This window comes from Plantactinospora sp. WMMB782, assembly GCF_049179135.1.
GTDB lineage: Bacteria > Actinomycetota > Actinomycetes > Mycobacteriales > Micromonosporaceae > Plantactinospora.
Genome location: NZ_JBMHMC010000007.1, coordinates 191199 through 206083, shown reverse-complemented (window position 1 = coordinate 206083; position 14885 = coordinate 191199). Strand labels below are relative to the sequence as shown.

The following is a 14885-nucleotide window of genomic DNA, read 5'->3' as shown; positions in this document are numbered from 1 at the left end:
GTGGCCCGGCTCACCGTCCCGCCGGCTGGGCGGGCCCGGCCCGACCGCTGGGCGCCGAATAGACTGCCAAGGGTGTTGAACCGGATCGACCTGCGCGGCGGGTGGCGCGACCCGCGCGCCCTGCTGCCCCGTGCCCAGCTCGACGTCTCCGTGGCGGTGGAGAAGATCCGCCCGATCGTCGAGGCGGTCCGCGAGCATGGCTTCACGGCGATCCAGGACGCCACGCATCGGCTCGACGGCCTGCGGCTGGACCGGTTCCGGGTGCCGGCCGAGGCGATCGCCGAGGCGGAGTCGACGCTGGAGCCGGAGGTCCGGGCCGCGCTGGTCGAGGCGATCGAGCGGACCCGCCGGGTGCACGCCGACCAGCGGCGGGTCGACGTCACCACCGAGGTGGTGCCGGGCGGCACCGTCACCGAGCGCTGGGTGCCGGTCGACCGGGTCGGCCTCTACGTCCCCGGCGGCCTCGCCATGTACCCCTCGACAGTGGTGATGAACGTCGTGCCGGCCCAGGCGGCCGGGGTCCGCTCGCTTGTGGTGGCGAGCCCGCCGCAGCAGGAGTTCGGCGGCCTGCCCGACGCCCGGGTGCTGGCCGCCTGCGCACTGCTCGGCGTCGACGAGGTCTACGCGGTCGGCGGCGCCCAGGCGGTCGCGATGCTGGCGTACGGGGCGGAGACGGACGCGGACGGGCGGACCAGGTGCGAGCCGGTCGACATGATCACCGGTCCGGGCAACATCTGGGTCACCGCCGCCAAGCGCCTGCTCCGGGGAGTGGTCGGGATCGACGCCGAGGCCGGCCCGACCGAGATCGCCGTACTCGCCGACGACACCGCCGACCCGGTGCACGTGGCGGCCGACCTGATCAGCCAGGCCGAGCACGACCCGCTGGCCGCGAGCGTGCTCGTCACCCCCTCGGTGGAACTGGTCGAGGCGGTGGACCGCGAGCTGCACCGGCAGGTCCCGCAGGCCAAGCACGCCGACCGGATCGGCACCGCGCTGGGCGGTCGGCAGAGCGGCGCGGTGCTCGTCGACGACCTGGCGCAGGGGCTGCGGGTGGTCGACATCTACGCCGCCGAGCACCTGGAGATCCAGACCCGGGACGCCCGCGCCTGGGCGATGCGGGTACGCAACGCCGGGGCGGTCTTCGTCGGCCCGTACGCGCCGGTGTCGCTCGGTGACTACTGCGCCGGTTCCAACCACGTGCTGCCGACCGGTGGCTGCGCCCGGCACTCCTCGGGACTGTCGGTGCAGTCCTTCCTGCGCGGCATGCACATCGTCGAGTACGACGAGGCGGCGCTGCGGGACACCGCCCGGCACGTGGTGACGCTGGCCGCCGTGGAGGACCTGCCCGCGCACGGCCAGGCGGTCCGGGTCCGCTTCCCGGAGCAGCTCGACGGAGCGACGACGTGACCGCCCGGCCCGGTGCCGACGACGTGACCGCCCGGCCTGGTCAGCCCGGTGCCGGCGGACTGTCCGGCCAGTCCGCCGAGCCCGGTGCCGGCGGCGTGACCGGACTCGACGACCTGCCGATCCGGGACGACCTGCGCGGGCGTACCCCGTACGGGGCGCCGCAGCTCGACGTGCCGGTGCGGCTGAACACCAACGAGAACTCGTACCCGGTGCCGGACCAGGTGGTGGAGGCGATCGGCAAGGCGGTCGCGGCCGAGCTGCGCGACCTGAACCGCTATCCCGACCGGGACGCGGTGGCGCTCCGGGCCGACCTCGCCGACTACCTCGGGCACGGGCTGACCACCGCCAACCTCTGGGCGGCGAACGGCTCCAACGAGGTTCAGCAGCAGCTGTTCCAGGTCTTCGGCGGGCCGGGGCGCAGCGCGCTCGGCTTCACCCCGGCGTACTCGATGCATCCGCTGCTGGCCACCGGCACCGGCACGGCGTGGCGGGACGGCGCCCGCGGCCCGGACTTCGGGCTGACCGCCGCCGACGCCGTGGCACAGGTCCGGGCACACCGACCGGACCTGGTCTTCCTCTGCTCCCCGAACAACCCGACCGGTACCGCGCTGGACCCGGCCGTACTCGACGCGGTGCTGGCCGAGGCGCCCGGGATGGTGGTGGTGGACGAGGCGTACGCCGAGTTCGCCCGGCCCGGCACCCCGACCGCGCTGGCCCTGTTGCCCGGCCACCCCCGGCTGGTGGTGACCCGGACCATGAGCAAGGCGTTCGGTTTCGCCGGCGGCCGGCTCGGCTACCTGGCGGCCGACCCGGCGGTGGTGGCGGCGGTGCAGCTCGTCCGGCTGCCCTACCACCTCTCGGCGCTCACCCAGGCCGCCGCGCGGGCGGCGCTGGCCCACCGCGACCTGCTGCTCGGCACCGTCGAGGCGATCAAGGAGCAGCGGGACCGGATCGTGACCGGGCTGCGGGCGCGGGGCCGGACGGTCGCCGACAGCGACGCCAACTTCGTACTCTTCGCGGTCGGCGGGGACCAGCGGGTGGCCTGGCGGGCGCTGCTCGACCGGGGTGTGCTGGTCCGGGACGTCGGGCTGGCCGGCTGGCTGCGGGTCACCGCCGGCACGCCGGAGGAGACCGACGCGTTCCTCGCCGCCCTAGACTCGATGCCGACGACGCCGACCGATCCCGGGACGGCGTGATGCGTTACCGGACAACAGGCCGGCCGACCCGGACACCCGCGCGGCCGACCCGGACAGCGAAAGGTCCTACCGTGAGCAGAACCGCCCGGGTCGAGCGGACCACGGCCGAGACCAAGGTCCTCGTCGAGCTGGATCTCGACGGCTCCGGCCAGGCCGACATCACCACCGGAGTCGGCTTCTACGACCACATGCTGCACCAGATCGCCCGGCACGGCGGCTTCGACCTCACCGTGCACACGGTGGGCGACCTGGAGATCGACGCCCACCACACGATCGAGGACACCTCGCTCGCCCTGGGTACCGCCCTCGACGAGGCGCTCGGCAACAAGGTCGGTATCCGGCGGTACGGGTCCGCGACCATCCCGATGGACGAGGTGCTGGTCCGGGCCGCCGTCGACCTCTCCGGACGGCCGTACGTGGTGCACGACGAGCCGGCGCTGGCCCCGTACATCGGGCCGGTCTATCCGACCAGCATGACCCGGCACATCTGGGAGTCCTTCGGCCAGTCCGCCCGGCTGACCCTGCACGTCTCGGTGCTCCGGGCCGCCCGGCCCGGCGGCCACCCCGACGCGCACCACGTCGTCGAGGCGCAGTTCAAGGCGGTGGCCCGGGCACTGCGCGAGGCGGTGTCGATCGACCCGCGGTCGGCCGGGGCGGTACCGAGCACCAAGGGGCTGCTCTGATGGGCGTCGTCCTGCCGGTGGCCCTCTTCGCGCTCGGCGGCGTGCTGATCGGTGGCGCCTGGTCGCTGCACCGGCAGGGCGCCCCGCGACGGGTGCTCTGGATCGTGGGGCTGCTGGCCGTACTCGCCACCGCCGGTGGCGTGCTCTGGCTCGTACCCGGGGAGGGCGGATGACCCCCGACCGGCCGGCGCTGCCCCGCGTGGTGGTGCTCGACTACGGCTCGGGCAACCTGCGCTCGGCCCAGCGGGCGGTGGCCCGGGCCGGCGCCGAGGTGACGGTCACCGACGACCTCGACGCGGCCGCCGCCGCCGACGGCCTGGTGGTGCCCGGCGTCGGCGCCTTCGCCACCTGCATGGCCGGGATCGACGCGCTGCGGGCCGGCCCGGTGATCGCCGAGCGGGTCGCTGCGGGCCGCCCGGTGCTGGGCATCTGCGTCGGCATGCAGGTCCTCTTCGAGTACGGCGAGGAGCACGGCGTCGTCACCAAGGGGCTCGGCCTGCTGCCCGGCGGGGTGACCGGGCTGGCCGCCCGGCGGGTGCCGCACATGGGCTGGAACACCGTCGCACCGCCGCCCGCGTCCCGGCTCTTCGCCGGCCTGCCGGCCGACGCCCGGTTCTACTTCGTGCACTCCTACGCACCGACCGACGCGGCCGGGCTGGAGGCCGCCGGTGCGCTGCCGACCACCGCCGAGCACGGGGGCCGGTTCGTGGCGGCGGTGGAACGCGGGCCGCTGTCGGCCGCCCAGTTCCATCCGGAGAAGTCCGCCGAGGCCGGCCGGCTGCTGCTGCGCAACTGGCTGGCCACGCTGTGACCGCGAGCTGCACCGGGGCCGGACGCGGACCGGCCCCGACCCGGGATGTCGCGGGGGTACGGACCGGCCGCCCCGATCCCGGGCGTTACCGGGCTCGGACCGGCTGCCCCGATCTCGGGCGTCGCCAGCTGAGCAGGGAGGTCGCCAGGTGAGCAAGGAGCGGGCCCGGCGCCGAGCGGTCCGGCTGGCCGAGGCGGAGCGGGAACGGGCCGCCCGGGCCCGGAAGGTCGCCCGCCGCCAGCGCCGCCGTACCCTGCTGCGCCGGGTCACCCCACGGCTGCCGGTCCGGCGTACCGGGCGGCTGTTCGCGCGGCGCAGCCGGGGCGAGCGGGCCGGCGTGGTCGCACTCTCCGGGGCGGCGGTGATCGTCATCTGGCTGCTCGTCGACGACGTGGCGCTGCGGCTCGGCCTGATCGCGCTGCTGCTGCTGGTGCTGCCGGCGGTGGTGGTGATCGCCCTGGGCCGCCGGACCTGAGCCGGCCGTGCATCCCACCCGCCGACCCGAGCACCCGTCGTCCCGCCGACCCGAGCACCCGTCGTCCCGCCGACCCGAGCACCCGTCGTCCCGGCGACCCGAGCATTCGTTGTCCCGGCGACCCGAGCACCAATCGTCCCGCCGACCGAGGAGAGCACGTTGAGCCTGATCCTGCTGCCCGCCGTCGATGTCGCCGACGGCCAGGCGGTCCGCCTGGTCCAGGGCGCCGCCGGCAGTGAGACGAGTTACGGCGAGCCGCTGGAGGCGGCCCTGGCCTGGCAGCGCGACGGTGCCGAGTGGATCCATCTGGTCGACCTCGACGCCGCGTTCGGCCGGGGCTCGAACGCCGCCCTGCTGGCCGAGGTGGTCGGCCGGCTCGACGTGCGGGTGGAACTCTCCGGCGGCATCCGGGACGACGAGTCGCTGCGGGCGGCGCTGGGCACCGGGGCGGCCCGGGTCAACATCGGCACCGCCGCCCTGGAGGACCCGCAGTGGTGCGACCGGGTCGTCGGCGAGTACGGCGACCGGGTGGCGATCGGGCTGGACGTGCGCGGCCGTACCCTCTCCGCCCGGGGCTGGACCCGGGACGGCGGCGACCTGTTCGAGGTGCTGGAGCGGCTGGACAAGGCCGGCGCGGCGCGGTACGTGGTGACCGACATCACCAAGGACGGCATGATGCGCGGCCCCAACCTCGACCTGCTGCGCGAGGTCTGCGCCCGTACCGACGCCCCGGTGATCGCCTCCGGCGGCGTTTCGACCCTGGACGACCTGCGGGCGCTCGCCACCCTGGAACCGATCGGGGTGGAGGGCGTGATCGCCGGCAAGGCGCTCTACGCGGGCGCGTTCACCGTGGCCGAGGCCCTGGCCGTGCTCGGTGGAAAGTGACGGGTGTCCGCGCGTGGCTGCGGGTTAGGCTCGGCGCATGACGGTGGCGGTGCGGGTGATCCCCTGTCTCGACGTGGACGCGGGACGGGTCGTCAAGGGGGTCAACTTCGTCGACCTGCGGGACGCCGGCGACCCGGTCGAGCTGGCGGCGGCGTACGACGAGGCAGGTGCCGACGAGCTGACCTTCCTCGACGTCACCGCCTCCTCCGACGATCGGGGCACCATGCTCGACGTGGTACGCCGGACGGCCGAGTCGGTCTTCATCCCGCTCACCGTCGGCGGCGGGGTACGCCGGGTCGCCGACGTGGACGTACTGCTCCGGGCCGGGGCGGACAAGGTGGGGGTGAACACCGCCGCGATCGCCCGCCCCGAGCTGATCGCCGAGATCGCCGAGCGGTTCGGCCGGCAGGTACTGGTGCTCTCGCTCGACGTGCGGCGTGCCCCGGCCGGGACGAGCACCGACAGCGGGTTCGAGGTGACCACGCACGGCGGCCGGCGCGGCACCGGGATCGACGCGGTCGGCTGGGCGGCCCGCGCCGCCGAGCTGGGCGCCGGGGAGATCCTGCTCAACTCGATGGACGCGGACGGCACCAAGGCGGGCTTCGACCTGGAGCTTATCGGCGCGGTCCGGCAGGTGGTGGACGTGCCGGTGGTGGCCAGTGGCGGGGCCGGTGCGGTCGGGCACTTTCCCCCGGCGGTGGCGGCCGGCGCGGACGCGGTCCTGGCGGCCAGCGTCTTCCACTTCGGCGAGCTGAGCGTAGGCGAGGTCAAGCAGGCCCTGCGCGGCGCCGGCCACCCGGTCCGCTGAGACGCCGGCCACCCGGTCCGCTACCCGGCTCCGCGTCCCGTCGCCGCCTCCGCGGGTACGACGTCAGCCGCTGTTCTCCGGGGTACGACGTCAGCCGCTGTTCTCCGGGGAGCGGCGCGGCATCGGCAGGGTGAACCGGGCGGCGTACTCCTGCACCGCCGCGGCGTGCTCGTCCTCGCCGAGCACCCAGTCGTGGCTGCCCGGGGAGTGCCGGCGGGTCAGCACCCCGTGCACCGTCTCGACGGTGGTGGCGAGGCCGCCGTGCGGGCGGGTGCGCCACAGGTGTTCCCCGGCGGAGGTGACCCGGAACCAGCCGTCCGAGACGGTGATCAGACCGGCGCCCACCAGGCGGCGCACCGCCGCCTCGATCTCGTGCCGGGCCGGTAGGGCCCGGTTGAGATGGTCAGCGGTGGAGAGCACGTCGGCGAGCCGGACGCCCTCCGGCCGGCGGGTGCTGCTCGACCGCCGGTGCCGGCCGGCACCGCCCGCGATGACCAGCGATACGAAGATCCATGCGTCGGACCAACGCCATCCCTCATCCCCCATGGGGAAATGATGCCGTGCCGTGCCATCCGACGGAACCGTTGTGCACCGGTTCATTCCGTCGGACCGGGGTGACCGGCGTTCCACGTGGGACGATGCGCTTCAAATCGACGATCTTTCCCGTCGCTGCCCGACGTCGGCGATCCCGTCCGGCCCGTTGGTGACCCCGCCTGGATCGTCGGTGACCCCGTCCGGGCCGTTCGGGCCGTTGATGACCTCGTCGGCGGTCGGCGGCACGGTGAACATCGGGATGAAGGCGTGCACCAGCGGGCCGATGGCGAGGGCGTACGCGAGCGTGCCGATCCCGATCTGGCCGCCGAGGGCGAAGCCGATCGCGAGTACGGTCAGCTCGATGACGGTGCGGACCAGCCGGAGCGACCGGTGCGGCCGGCGGGCGACGTACCCGGTCATCAGGCCGTCCCGGGGGCCGGGGCCGAGCCGGGCGCCGATGTAGAGTCCGGTGGCCATCCCGTTGAGCAGTATGCCGGCGACCAGGAAGGCGATCCGGGCGGGCAGTGCCTCGACGGTGGGCAGCAGGGCCAGGGCGAGGTCCACGGCGAGCCCGATCACCACGACGTTGCTCACCGTGCCGAGGCCGGGCCGCTGGCGCAGCGGGATCCACAGCAGCAGCACCAGGGCGCCGACGGCGATCGTCACGGTGCCGATCGAGGCGCCGGTGCGTTCGGACAATCCCTGGTGGAAGACGTCCCAGGGGTCCAGTCCGAGGGACGCCTCGACCATCAGCGCCATGCTGACGCCGTACAGCGTCAGGCCGGCGTAGAGCTGTCCGAGCCGCCGGCCGAGCCGGTCGCCACGGTTGCCAATCTTTGCCATGCGTGCCACTCTGAGGGCCAATCCGGCAGCCATGAAGAGCCAATCGAGGTGAAGTGGCTATGACGACTCTCGTCCGAGGGAGCCAGCTGGGGCGGATGCTGGGGCAGTGGCACGCGCTTCCCGGTCGCCGACGCAGCCCGGACTACCTCGCCCTGGCCGGCGCGGTGCGCGGGCTGCTCGCGGACGGCCGACTGCCGCTGGGCGTACGGCTGCCGGCCGAGCGGGAGCTGGCCGAGGCACTGCGGGTCAGCCGCACCACGGTCAGTGCCGCCTATCGCGAGCTGCGGGAGAGCGGGCACCTGAACAGCCGGCGCGGTGCCGGCAGTTGGACCACGCTGCCGGGCGGGCACCGGGTGGCAAGTACCGGACTCTGGACCCCGCAGGACGACCTGGACATGATCGACCTCGGCTGTGCCGCCCTGGCCGCCCCGGCGGAACTCGCCTCGGCCGCCCGAGCCGCCGCCGAGGACCTGCCGCGCTATCTCGGCGGCGCCGGCTACCACCCGACGGGCATCGTCGAGCTGCGCGCCGAGGTGGCCCGGTCGTACACCGAGCGGGGGCTGACCACCAGTCCCGAGCAGATAATGGTGACGAACGGGGTGCAGCACGCCCTCGACCTGGTGCTCCGGCTCGCGCTGCCGACCGGTGGCAGCGTACTCGTGGAGTCGCCGACCTATCCCAACGCGCTCGCCGCGCTCGCCGCGCGCCGCGCCCGGATCGCCACCCACGGCCTGGCGGTCGAGGGTGCGGGGTGGGACGCCGACCTGCTGCTCGGCAGCCTCCGGCAGACCCGCCCCCGGCTGGCCTACCTGATCCCGGAGTTCCAGAATCCGACCGGCCACCTGATGCCGGCCGAGTTGCGTGAGCGGGTGGTGGCGACCGCGCACGTTAGCGGCACCGACCTGGTGGTCGACGAGTCCTTCGTGGACCTCGCGCTGGACGGCACCGAGGTGCCGCCGCCGACCGCCGCCTTCGACCGGCACTCCCGGGTCGTCACCATCGGCGGGATGAGCAAGCCCTACTGGGGCGGCCTGCGGATCGGCTGGATCCGCGCCTCGGCACCGCAGGTGCAGCGGCTGGCGGCGGCCCGGGTCGGGGTGGACATGGCCGGCCCGGTGCTGGACCAACTGGTCGCGGTACGGCTGCTCGCCGACGCCGGGACGATCGTGCCGGCCCGCCGGGAGCAGCTCGCCGCCCAGCGCGACGCCCTGCTCGCCGCCCTCCGCACGGAACTGCCCAACTGGCGGGTGCGGGCGCCGTCGGGCGGGGTCACGCTCTGGGCCGAGCTGGACGGTCCGGTCGCCAGCGCACTGGCCCGGGCCGCCGAGGACGTCGGGGTACGCCTGGCGCCGGGCCCGAGGTTCGGCCTCGACGGCACCCTGGAACGCTTCCTCCGGCTGCCCTTCACGCTGCCCGCCGCCGAGCTGACCGAGGCGGTACGCCGGATCGCGGCCGTCCGCTACGACATCGACCGGGTGCAGCGCCCGCTCTGGCGGGAGCCGGTGATCGCCTGACCGGCCACCTGGCATCATCGTCCGACGTGACGATGATCGACAAGATCGCCTGGATCCGCTTCGACCGGGGGCGGATCCTCAGCTCCCGCTCGCACGGCAAGGAGGTCTACTACCTGCCCGGCGGCAAGCGGGAGCCCGGCGAGACGGACCTCGACACCCTGGTGCGGGAGATCGAGGAGGAACTCTGCGTCGCCGTACTCGCCGGCACCGCCGAGCCGGTCGGGGTCTTCGAGGCGCCGGCGCACGGTCATCCGGCCGGTACGGTCGTCCGGATGACCTGCTACACGGCGGACTACCGGGGCGAGTTGCGGCCGGCCAACGAGATCGCCGAGATCGTCTGGCTGGGGTACGCCGACCGGCACCGGGTCTCGCCGGTCGACCAAGTGATCTTCGACCACTTTCACGGCACCGGCGAGCTGCGCTGACCCGTACCGACCTGGCCCGCCCGGCCGCGGTGGTGGGCCGGGCGCAGCGGGTCAGGCCGGGTAGCTGGCCCGCGGGATGGTGGCCACACTGGGCAGGCGCAGCCGGGACGCCGAAGGGGTGCGCAGGCTGGCCCAGACGATCTTTCCGTCGCTGGCCGGCAGTACGCCCCAGCTGGCGGCCGAGCGGGTCACCATGGCCAGCCCGCGACCGCGTATCGCCAGCGGCTGATCGGGATCAGGTGCCGACTCCCGCCGGGACAGTGCCGGTACCCCGGAATGCCGGTCGGCGACCGAGATGCGCAACCGCTGCCGATGGTGGCAGAGCGTGAGGTCGATGTCGGTGCCGGCGTGCTCGACCGCGTTCGCCACCAGCTCGGAGGCGACGAGTTGGGCGTCGTCGGCGATGTCGGAGAGCCGCCACCGTTCGCAGCACTCCCGGACCAGTCCGCGGGCCGCGCTCACCGCCTGGGGCTTCGGGGCCAGTCGCCGGTGTGCCCGCCGGATGCGGGCCGATTCGGGGTAGGGCCGGATCCGGCCGAGCGCCTCGGTGAGCCGGGGATAGAGCCGGACCCGCCGGGTCGGCAGGCGGCGGAGCAGGACGGTCAGCGCGCAGGCCGGCGCGCAGACCAGTACGGTGATGCCGCGCCGGCACGACTGACGGATCATCACCAGTGCCGGCAACAGGGTCGGCAGCAGCCTGTCCGGAGCGATCCGGGTGCAGTCAACCGCCACGTACGGCGGGTGGTGCGCGGCGCAGCGCGAGAGCGCCCGCTGCAACGTGTACGCCTGAGCCACACTCCACCGGCCCGCCATGGTGATCACCAAGGCGCCGGTCTCCACATGCGCTGCCACCGTGGCCACCATCCCCGGAACCCCCTCGCCGCCCCAACGTGCCGGCACGACCGGTCACCGGACCTGGCCGGTCGTGCACCTGACTCTGCTCTTACCCCGCCGACGCTCCCGTGAAGCCGCCCAATCTTCAGGCTGTCGGCAAGTAGCCGAGCCGAAACGCCAGGTAGTGTCCTCGATCACATGCCCGGCTTGGCCGACGGGAGCCGCTGGAGCCGCTCGGCACGACCGGCACCGACTGGCCGACCGGCACCGACCGGCACCGACTGGCCGACCGGCACCGACCGGCATCGACGGGGCCGACCGGACCGACCGGACCGACCGGAGGCCGGCCCCCGCCGACGGAATGCAGCGGACCGCCGCGCGATCGCGGGTCGCGTGGCGGTCCGGTGGGTGTGCCGATCCGGTCCCCGGGGAGAGAGACCGGATTCCGACGGGCGGGTTCAGATCTGGGCGAGGCTGCCCTGGTACATCTGGTCGATCTCGTCCTTGAAGCTGCTCTCCACGGCCCGCCGCTTGATCTTCATCGACGGGGTCATCTCGCCGTCCTCGACGGTCAGGTCGCGGGTCAGCACCGTGACCTTCTTGATCGTCTCCCAGCGGTTGAGCTTCTGGTTCAGCTCGGCGACGTAGCCGTCGACCATGGCGCGCACCTCGTCCGAGGAGACGATCTCGGCGTACGGGCGGCCGGCGAGCGGGCCGCCGGCGGCCCAGGTGGCCATCAGGTCGGGGTCCAGGCTGACCAGCATGGTGCAGTAGTTCCGGGCCTGTCCGATCACCACCACCTGCGAGGTGTACGGGCAGAGCGCCTTGAATATCCCCTCGATGTACGACGGCGAGATGTACTTGCCACCGGACGTCTTGACCAGGTCCTTCTTCCGGTCGGTGATCTTCAGAAAGCCGTCGCCGTCCAGTTCGCCGATGTCCCCGGTCCGGAAGAAGCCGTCCGCTGTGAACGCCTCGGCGGTCTCCTGCGGCAGGTTGTGGTAGCCGCGCATCACCGGCATGCCGCGGAGCAGGATCTCACCGTCGGAGTCGATCCGGCACTCCAGGTCGCCGAGCGCCTTGCCGACCGTCCCGATCTTGAGGGCGCCGGGGCGGTTCACGAAGTTGCCGGCGCTGGTCTCGGTCAGCCCGTACCCCTCGGAGATCGGCAGGCCGGCGGCGGCGAAGAAGGTGGCGATGTCCTGGCTCAGCGGCGCGGCGCCGGAGACGAGTACCCGGATCCGGCCGCCCAGCCGGGCCTGGAGCTTGCTGAAGACCAGCTTGTCGGCGAGTGCGTACCGCATCCGCAGCCCGGCCGAGACCGGCTTGCCGGCCTGCTCCAGCGTCACCTTGTCGATGCCGGTCCGGACCGCCCAGGCGAAGATCTTCGCCTTCGCGCCGCCGGCCGTCTGCGCTGTGGTGACCGCCCGGTTGTAGACCTTCTCGAAGATCCGGGGCGCGCCGCACATCAGCGTCGGCCGGACCACGCTCAGCAGGTCGACCAGCCGGTCCAGCCGGCCGTCGACGTAGGTGGGCATGCCGACGTGGATCACGCCGCAGAGCAGCGTCTTGCCGAACGAGTGGGACAGCGGCAGCCAGAGGTACTGCAGGTCCTCCGCCTTGATCAGCCCGAGCTGGTCCTGGGCCACGCCCTCCCAGCACCACCCGGCGTGCAGCAGCTCGACACCCTTGGGCCGGCCGGTGGTGCCGGAGGTGTAGATCAGGGTGGCCAGGTCGTCCTGGTCGATCTCGGCGACCACCCGGTCGATCAGCTCCGGGTCGCTCTCCAGGGCCAGCGCGCCCTGCACCTCCAGGTCGGCGAGGGTGAGCTGGGGCGGGGTGGCGGCCGGGTCGGCCGGCCCGTCGATGAGTACGACGTGGGTCAGCCCGGGCAGGTCGACCCCGGCGATCTTGGCGGCCTGCTCGGAGTTCTCGGCGATCAGCACCTTCGAGCCGGAGTCGGCGAGGATGTAGGCGGTGTCCTCCGGCTCGGTGGTCGGATAGACGGTGGTGGTCGCGCCGCCCGCGCACATGATGCCGAGGTCGGCGAGGACCCAGTCGAGCCGGGTGTTGGCCAGGATCGCCACCCGGTCCTCGGCGCCGATGCCGAGGCCGCGCAGCCCGGCCGCGATCGCCTTCGCGCGCTGGCCGACCTGTGCCCAGCTCAGCCAGACCGGGCCGGAGTCGTCCGGTGCGGGGTGGGCGAAGGCGTCCCGGTCGGGGGTGGCCGAGACACGCTTCAGGAACATGTCGGGGATGGACCGGTAGGGGACCTCTAGAGCCATGGCGGGGGGAGCCTCCGGGATATCGTCGCGTGACGGGGGTCACGTTGAGTCGCGGTTACCGAAGGGTATTGGGTGCCCCCGGGCCTCGGCTAGTGCCGATCGGTCCGGCTGGCCGTACCGATCGGACCGGGTCGACCGCCGCCGCCGGGTCGGCCGGCCCACCAACTCGCCGTTTCCGGCGGTCGACCCGCGCCGATCCTGAGTGGCAAACCCCGAAATTTCCGGGTACGTCTGGCAAGCTGTCGGGGCGTCGGCCCAGGCTGGCCGGGCCGGCGGCGCCGCCCGAGGCGGGGCGCGAAGGTCATCGAATTTCGGGTGAGGTCATCCACCATGGGTCATCTGAGGTCATCCACCACGGGCCGTCCGGGACCGGTCACCGGAAGCCCCGATCCCGCAGGGCTAGTCACCGGAAGCCCCGATCCCGCAGGGCCGGTCGCCGGAAGCCCCGGTTCCGGTGACGGGCTGCCGGGTCACGTGATCCACCTTCCGGTTGCCGTGGACACCCTGCACGCCGCCACCGAACTCGCCGCGCGGCTGGCCGAGTCGCTCGCCTTCCTGCCGGAACTCGACGCCGGCGAGGTCACCGTCTCCGCCGAGGACGCCCAGCACGAGCGGTACCGGGTCTTCTGCGATCGGCTGCTGCTCGGCGCCGGCCGGTGCGGCGAGCGGGAGGGCCACCCCGGCCCCTGCGTCGCCGGCCCACCGTCCGGACCTGCCGCCACGACCGGGGGCCGGGCGCTGGTGGACGCCGTCGCGGGCGGCCGGGCGGGCGACGCGGCGCCGCCGGCCGGCTGACCCTCCCGCCCGCCGACCGCGATCCGGCATCGGGCGGAGAATCCGGGCCGGGGAAGGGACCGGGCGGTCAGGTCCAGGAAACGGTACGCAGGTCGCCCAGCTCGGCCACCGCGACCCGGTCCGACGCCGCCAGTGTCCCGACCGTCCGCTCGGCCTCCGGGATGGTCACGTACCGGCCCACCGAGGCGGCAGCCTCCGGATCCGGCGTCTCCAGCCAGAGCCGCCGCTGCTCCCAGCGCACCTGCACGATGCCACCGGAGCGACCGAGGAACGAGGCCCAGGCATCGGTACGGACCGGCATCCGGCGCAGCAGGTCGGCACACTCCGCAGCGGTGAGCGGCACACCCTGGTACTCGTGCCCCGCCGGATGCTCCCAGGTCGCCTCCACCAGCCCACCGTCGCCAGTGCCCCTCCCGGCGGCCACCGCGTCCGGTCCGGTGCCGGGACTCCTGCCGCTCCCGCTGCCACTGCCGCTGCTGTTGCCGCTTCCACTCCCGCTTCCACTCCCGCTTCCGCTGTCGCTGGTGAGCTGACGGACGAGTGCCATCCCGGCGTACCGGTGCACCCGGATCTCCGGCAGCGCGGCGTCGGTAAAGGTGCCGACCAGGGCGTCCCAGTCCCGCCGTACGGTGACGGTGCTGCCGTCGCGGGTGATGTCGAGCCGGGTGCCGGTGGGCAGCCAGGGCAGATAGAGACTGCTCAGCCGGGCGGCCGAGATCGGCCCGGAGGTCGGGGCGTACACCCCGCGCCAGGTGCTCGGCACCCCGATCTCGACTGTGACGTCGTCCTCGACCGGCGACGGGAAGGCCGCCAGTCGACCGTACCGACGCCGCCGCCAGGTCAGCGGGACCCGGATCCGGGTGCCGACGTTCCCCTCCCAGACCACCGGCAGGTCGTGCGCGCGCAGTACCGCTGCCACCTCCGCGCCGATCTCGGCCGACGGCTCCGACCCGAAGAGCCCGTACGCGATCCACACGGCCTCGCCGTCGGCGCCGCGCTCGGCGTCCTGCTGGTGGTAGAAGGCGTACCCGCGCGGGGTCTCACCGGTGGCCACCTCGGCGCCGATCTCGGCCACGCCGCAGTTCTGGCAGCAGGTGAAACTCTCCCGGGCGACGATTCCGGCCGCGTCCAGCGCCCGGAAGGCACGGGTGAGCCGGTCGTTGTCGGTCGGCTCCGGCCAGTCCGCCTGGGCGGCGGCGTGCGCGGCGAACCCGGCGGCGGCCACCTCTCGGGCGAGCGTCTCGACCAGGGCCGGATCACCCTCGTCGGTCAGGTATTCGACGGCACCGGTCACGATCGCGTCGTACGGCAGCTCGCCGAGCCCGACCTGCCGCCGGACGTACTCCTCGACCAGGTGCCGCAGCTCGTCGGCCGCAATCCCACTGTCCAC

At 73.7% G+C, this 14885-nt stretch carries 16 protein-coding genes; 11 read left to right on the top strand and 5 right to left on the bottom strand.

Going from position 1 to position 14885, the window contains the following annotated elements; translation table 11 throughout:
- Window positions 1-72 precede the first annotated feature (72 nt).
- The 8 genes from hisD (at window position 73) to hisF (ending at window position 6265) form a co-directional block, all read left to right on the top strand.
- Window positions 73-1407 carry a histidinol dehydrogenase gene (gene hisD / locus ACN28A_RS02775; RefSeq protein WP_421391972.1) on the top strand — a complete coding sequence of 445 codons (1335 nt, stop codon included), beginning with the start codon at window positions 73-75 and terminating at the stop codon, window positions 1405-1407.
- A 95-nt stretch (window positions 1408-1502) separates the two neighbouring features.
- A complete protein-coding gene (locus tag ACN28A_RS02770; protein ID WP_421404102.1) occupies window positions 1503-2603 on the top strand; it encodes a histidinol-phosphate transaminase in 1101 nt (366 codons plus the stop codon).
- A gap of 71 nt (window positions 2604-2674) precedes the next feature.
- On the top strand, window positions 2675-3286 hold the full coding sequence (gene hisB / locus ACN28A_RS02765) for an imidazoleglycerol-phosphate dehydratase HisB (RefSeq protein ID WP_421391970.1): 612 nt from the start codon (window positions 2675-2677) through the stop codon (window positions 3284-3286).
- Window positions 3286-3459, top strand: coding sequence for a hypothetical protein (locus tag ACN28A_RS02760; RefSeq protein ID WP_278063165.1), 174 nt, complete (start codon window positions 3286-3288; stop codon window positions 3457-3459). The genes hisB and ACN28A_RS02760 overlap by 1 nt, the downstream gene beginning before the upstream one ends.
- A 17-nt stretch (window positions 3460-3476) precedes the next feature.
- Window positions 3477-4097: an imidazole glycerol phosphate synthase subunit HisH gene (gene hisH, locus ACN28A_RS02755; RefSeq protein ID WP_421404100.1), complete on the top strand. Its 621-nt coding sequence runs from the start codon at window positions 3477-3479 to the stop codon at window positions 4095-4097.
- A 148-nt stretch (window positions 4098-4245) separates the two neighbouring features.
- A complete protein-coding gene (locus tag ACN28A_RS02750) occupies window positions 4246-4572 on the top strand; it encodes a hypothetical protein (RefSeq protein WP_421391967.1) in 327 nt (108 codons plus the stop codon).
- Window positions 4573-4731: 159 nt separating this feature from the next.
- Window positions 4732-5457, top strand: coding sequence for a bifunctional 1-(5-phosphoribosyl)-5-((5-phosphoribosylamino)methylideneamino)imidazole-4-carboxamide isomerase/phosphoribosylanthranilate isomerase PriA (priA, locus tag ACN28A_RS02745; protein ID WP_421391965.1), 726 nt, complete (start codon window positions 4732-4734; stop codon window positions 5455-5457).
- A gap of 37 nt (window positions 5458-5494) precedes the next feature.
- Window positions 5495-6265: an imidazole glycerol phosphate synthase subunit HisF gene (gene hisF, locus ACN28A_RS02740; RefSeq protein ID WP_421391962.1), complete on the top strand. Its 771-nt coding sequence runs from the start codon at window positions 5495-5497 to the stop codon at window positions 6263-6265.
- Between the two features lie 90 nt (window positions 6266-6355).
- Here the strand turns inward: hisF and ACN28A_RS02735 are convergent, their stop codons facing one another.
- Together ACN28A_RS02735 and ACN28A_RS02730 are read right to left on the bottom strand one after the other, a co-directional pair.
- Entirely contained in the window at window positions 6356-6811 is a 456-nt protein-coding gene (locus tag ACN28A_RS02735; RefSeq protein ID WP_421391959.1) for a hypothetical protein, read from the bottom strand.
- 99 nt (window positions 6812-6910) lie between these two features.
- A complete protein-coding gene (locus ACN28A_RS02730; RefSeq protein WP_421391957.1) occupies window positions 6911-7642 on the bottom strand; it encodes a YczE/YyaS/YitT family protein in 732 nt (243 codons plus the stop codon).
- A gap of 59 nt (window positions 7643-7701) precedes the next feature.
- On the opposite strand from ACN28A_RS02730, the gene ACN28A_RS02725 reads away from it, so the two are divergent.
- Window positions 7702-9156, top strand: coding sequence for a PLP-dependent aminotransferase family protein (locus tag ACN28A_RS02725; RefSeq protein WP_421391955.1), 1455 nt, complete (start codon window positions 7702-7704; stop codon window positions 9154-9156).
- 26 nt (window positions 9157-9182) lie between these two features.
- Window positions 9183-9581 (top strand): NUDIX hydrolase, encoded by a 399-nt coding sequence (locus tag ACN28A_RS02720; RefSeq protein WP_421391952.1) that lies wholly within the window; start codon window positions 9183-9185, stop codon window positions 9579-9581.
- A gap of 51 nt (window positions 9582-9632) precedes the next feature.
- On the opposite strand, the gene ACN28A_RS02715 is transcribed toward ACN28A_RS02720, so the two are convergent.
- Together ACN28A_RS02715 and ACN28A_RS02710 are read right to left on the bottom strand one after the other, a co-directional pair.
- Window positions 9633-10433, bottom strand: a complete 801-nt coding sequence (locus ACN28A_RS02715) for an ATP-binding protein (protein WP_421391951.1) — start codon at window positions 10431-10433, stop codon at window positions 9633-9635.
- Window positions 10434-10873: 440 nt separating this feature from the next.
- Complete coding sequence (locus ACN28A_RS02710) at window positions 10874-12700, bottom strand: AMP-dependent synthetase/ligase (RefSeq protein ID WP_421391948.1); 1827 nt, start codon at window positions 12698-12700, stop codon at window positions 10874-10876.
- Window positions 12701-13195: 495 nt separating this feature from the next.
- Between ACN28A_RS02710 and ACN28A_RS02705 the strand changes: the two genes are divergently transcribed.
- Window positions 13196-13495 carry a hypothetical protein gene (locus ACN28A_RS02705; protein ID WP_421391947.1) on the top strand — a complete coding sequence of 100 codons (300 nt, stop codon included), beginning with the start codon at window positions 13196-13198 and terminating at the stop codon, window positions 13493-13495.
- A gap of 67 nt (window positions 13496-13562) precedes the next feature.
- Here ACN28A_RS02705 and ACN28A_RS02700 read toward each other — a convergent pair whose 3' ends face one another.
- The gene (locus ACN28A_RS02700; RefSeq protein WP_421391946.1) at window positions 13563-14885 is read right to left on the bottom strand and encodes a DUF6891 domain-containing protein; all 1323 of its coding nucleotides are present in this window, start codon (window positions 14883-14885) and stop codon (window positions 13563-13565) included.

Bases quoted from the DNA above. Each gene is read 5' to 3' on its own strand.
- ACN28A_RS02760 (WP_278063165.1), top strand. From the start codon at position 3,286: ATGGGCGTCGTCCTGCCGGTGGCCCTCTTCGCGCTCGGCGGCGTGCTG.
- ACN28A_RS02725 (WP_421391955.1), top strand. From the start codon at position 7,702: ATGACGACTCTCGTCCGAGGGAGCCAGCTGGGGCGGATGCTGGGGCAG.
- ACN28A_RS02735 (WP_421391959.1), bottom strand. From the start codon at position 6,811: ATGGGGGATGAGGGATGGCGTTGGTCCGACGCATGGATCTTCGTATCG.
- ACN28A_RS02710 (WP_421391948.1), bottom strand. From the start codon at position 12,700: ATGGCTCTAGAGGTCCCCTACCGGTCCATCCCCGACATGTTCCTGAAG.
- hisF (WP_421391962.1), top strand. From the start codon at position 5,495: ATGACGGTGGCGGTGCGGGTGATCCCCTGTCTCGACGTGGACGCGGGA.
- ACN28A_RS02730 (WP_421391957.1), bottom strand. From the start codon at position 7,642: ATGGCAAAGATTGGCAACCGTGGCGACCGGCTCGGCCGGCGGCTCGGA.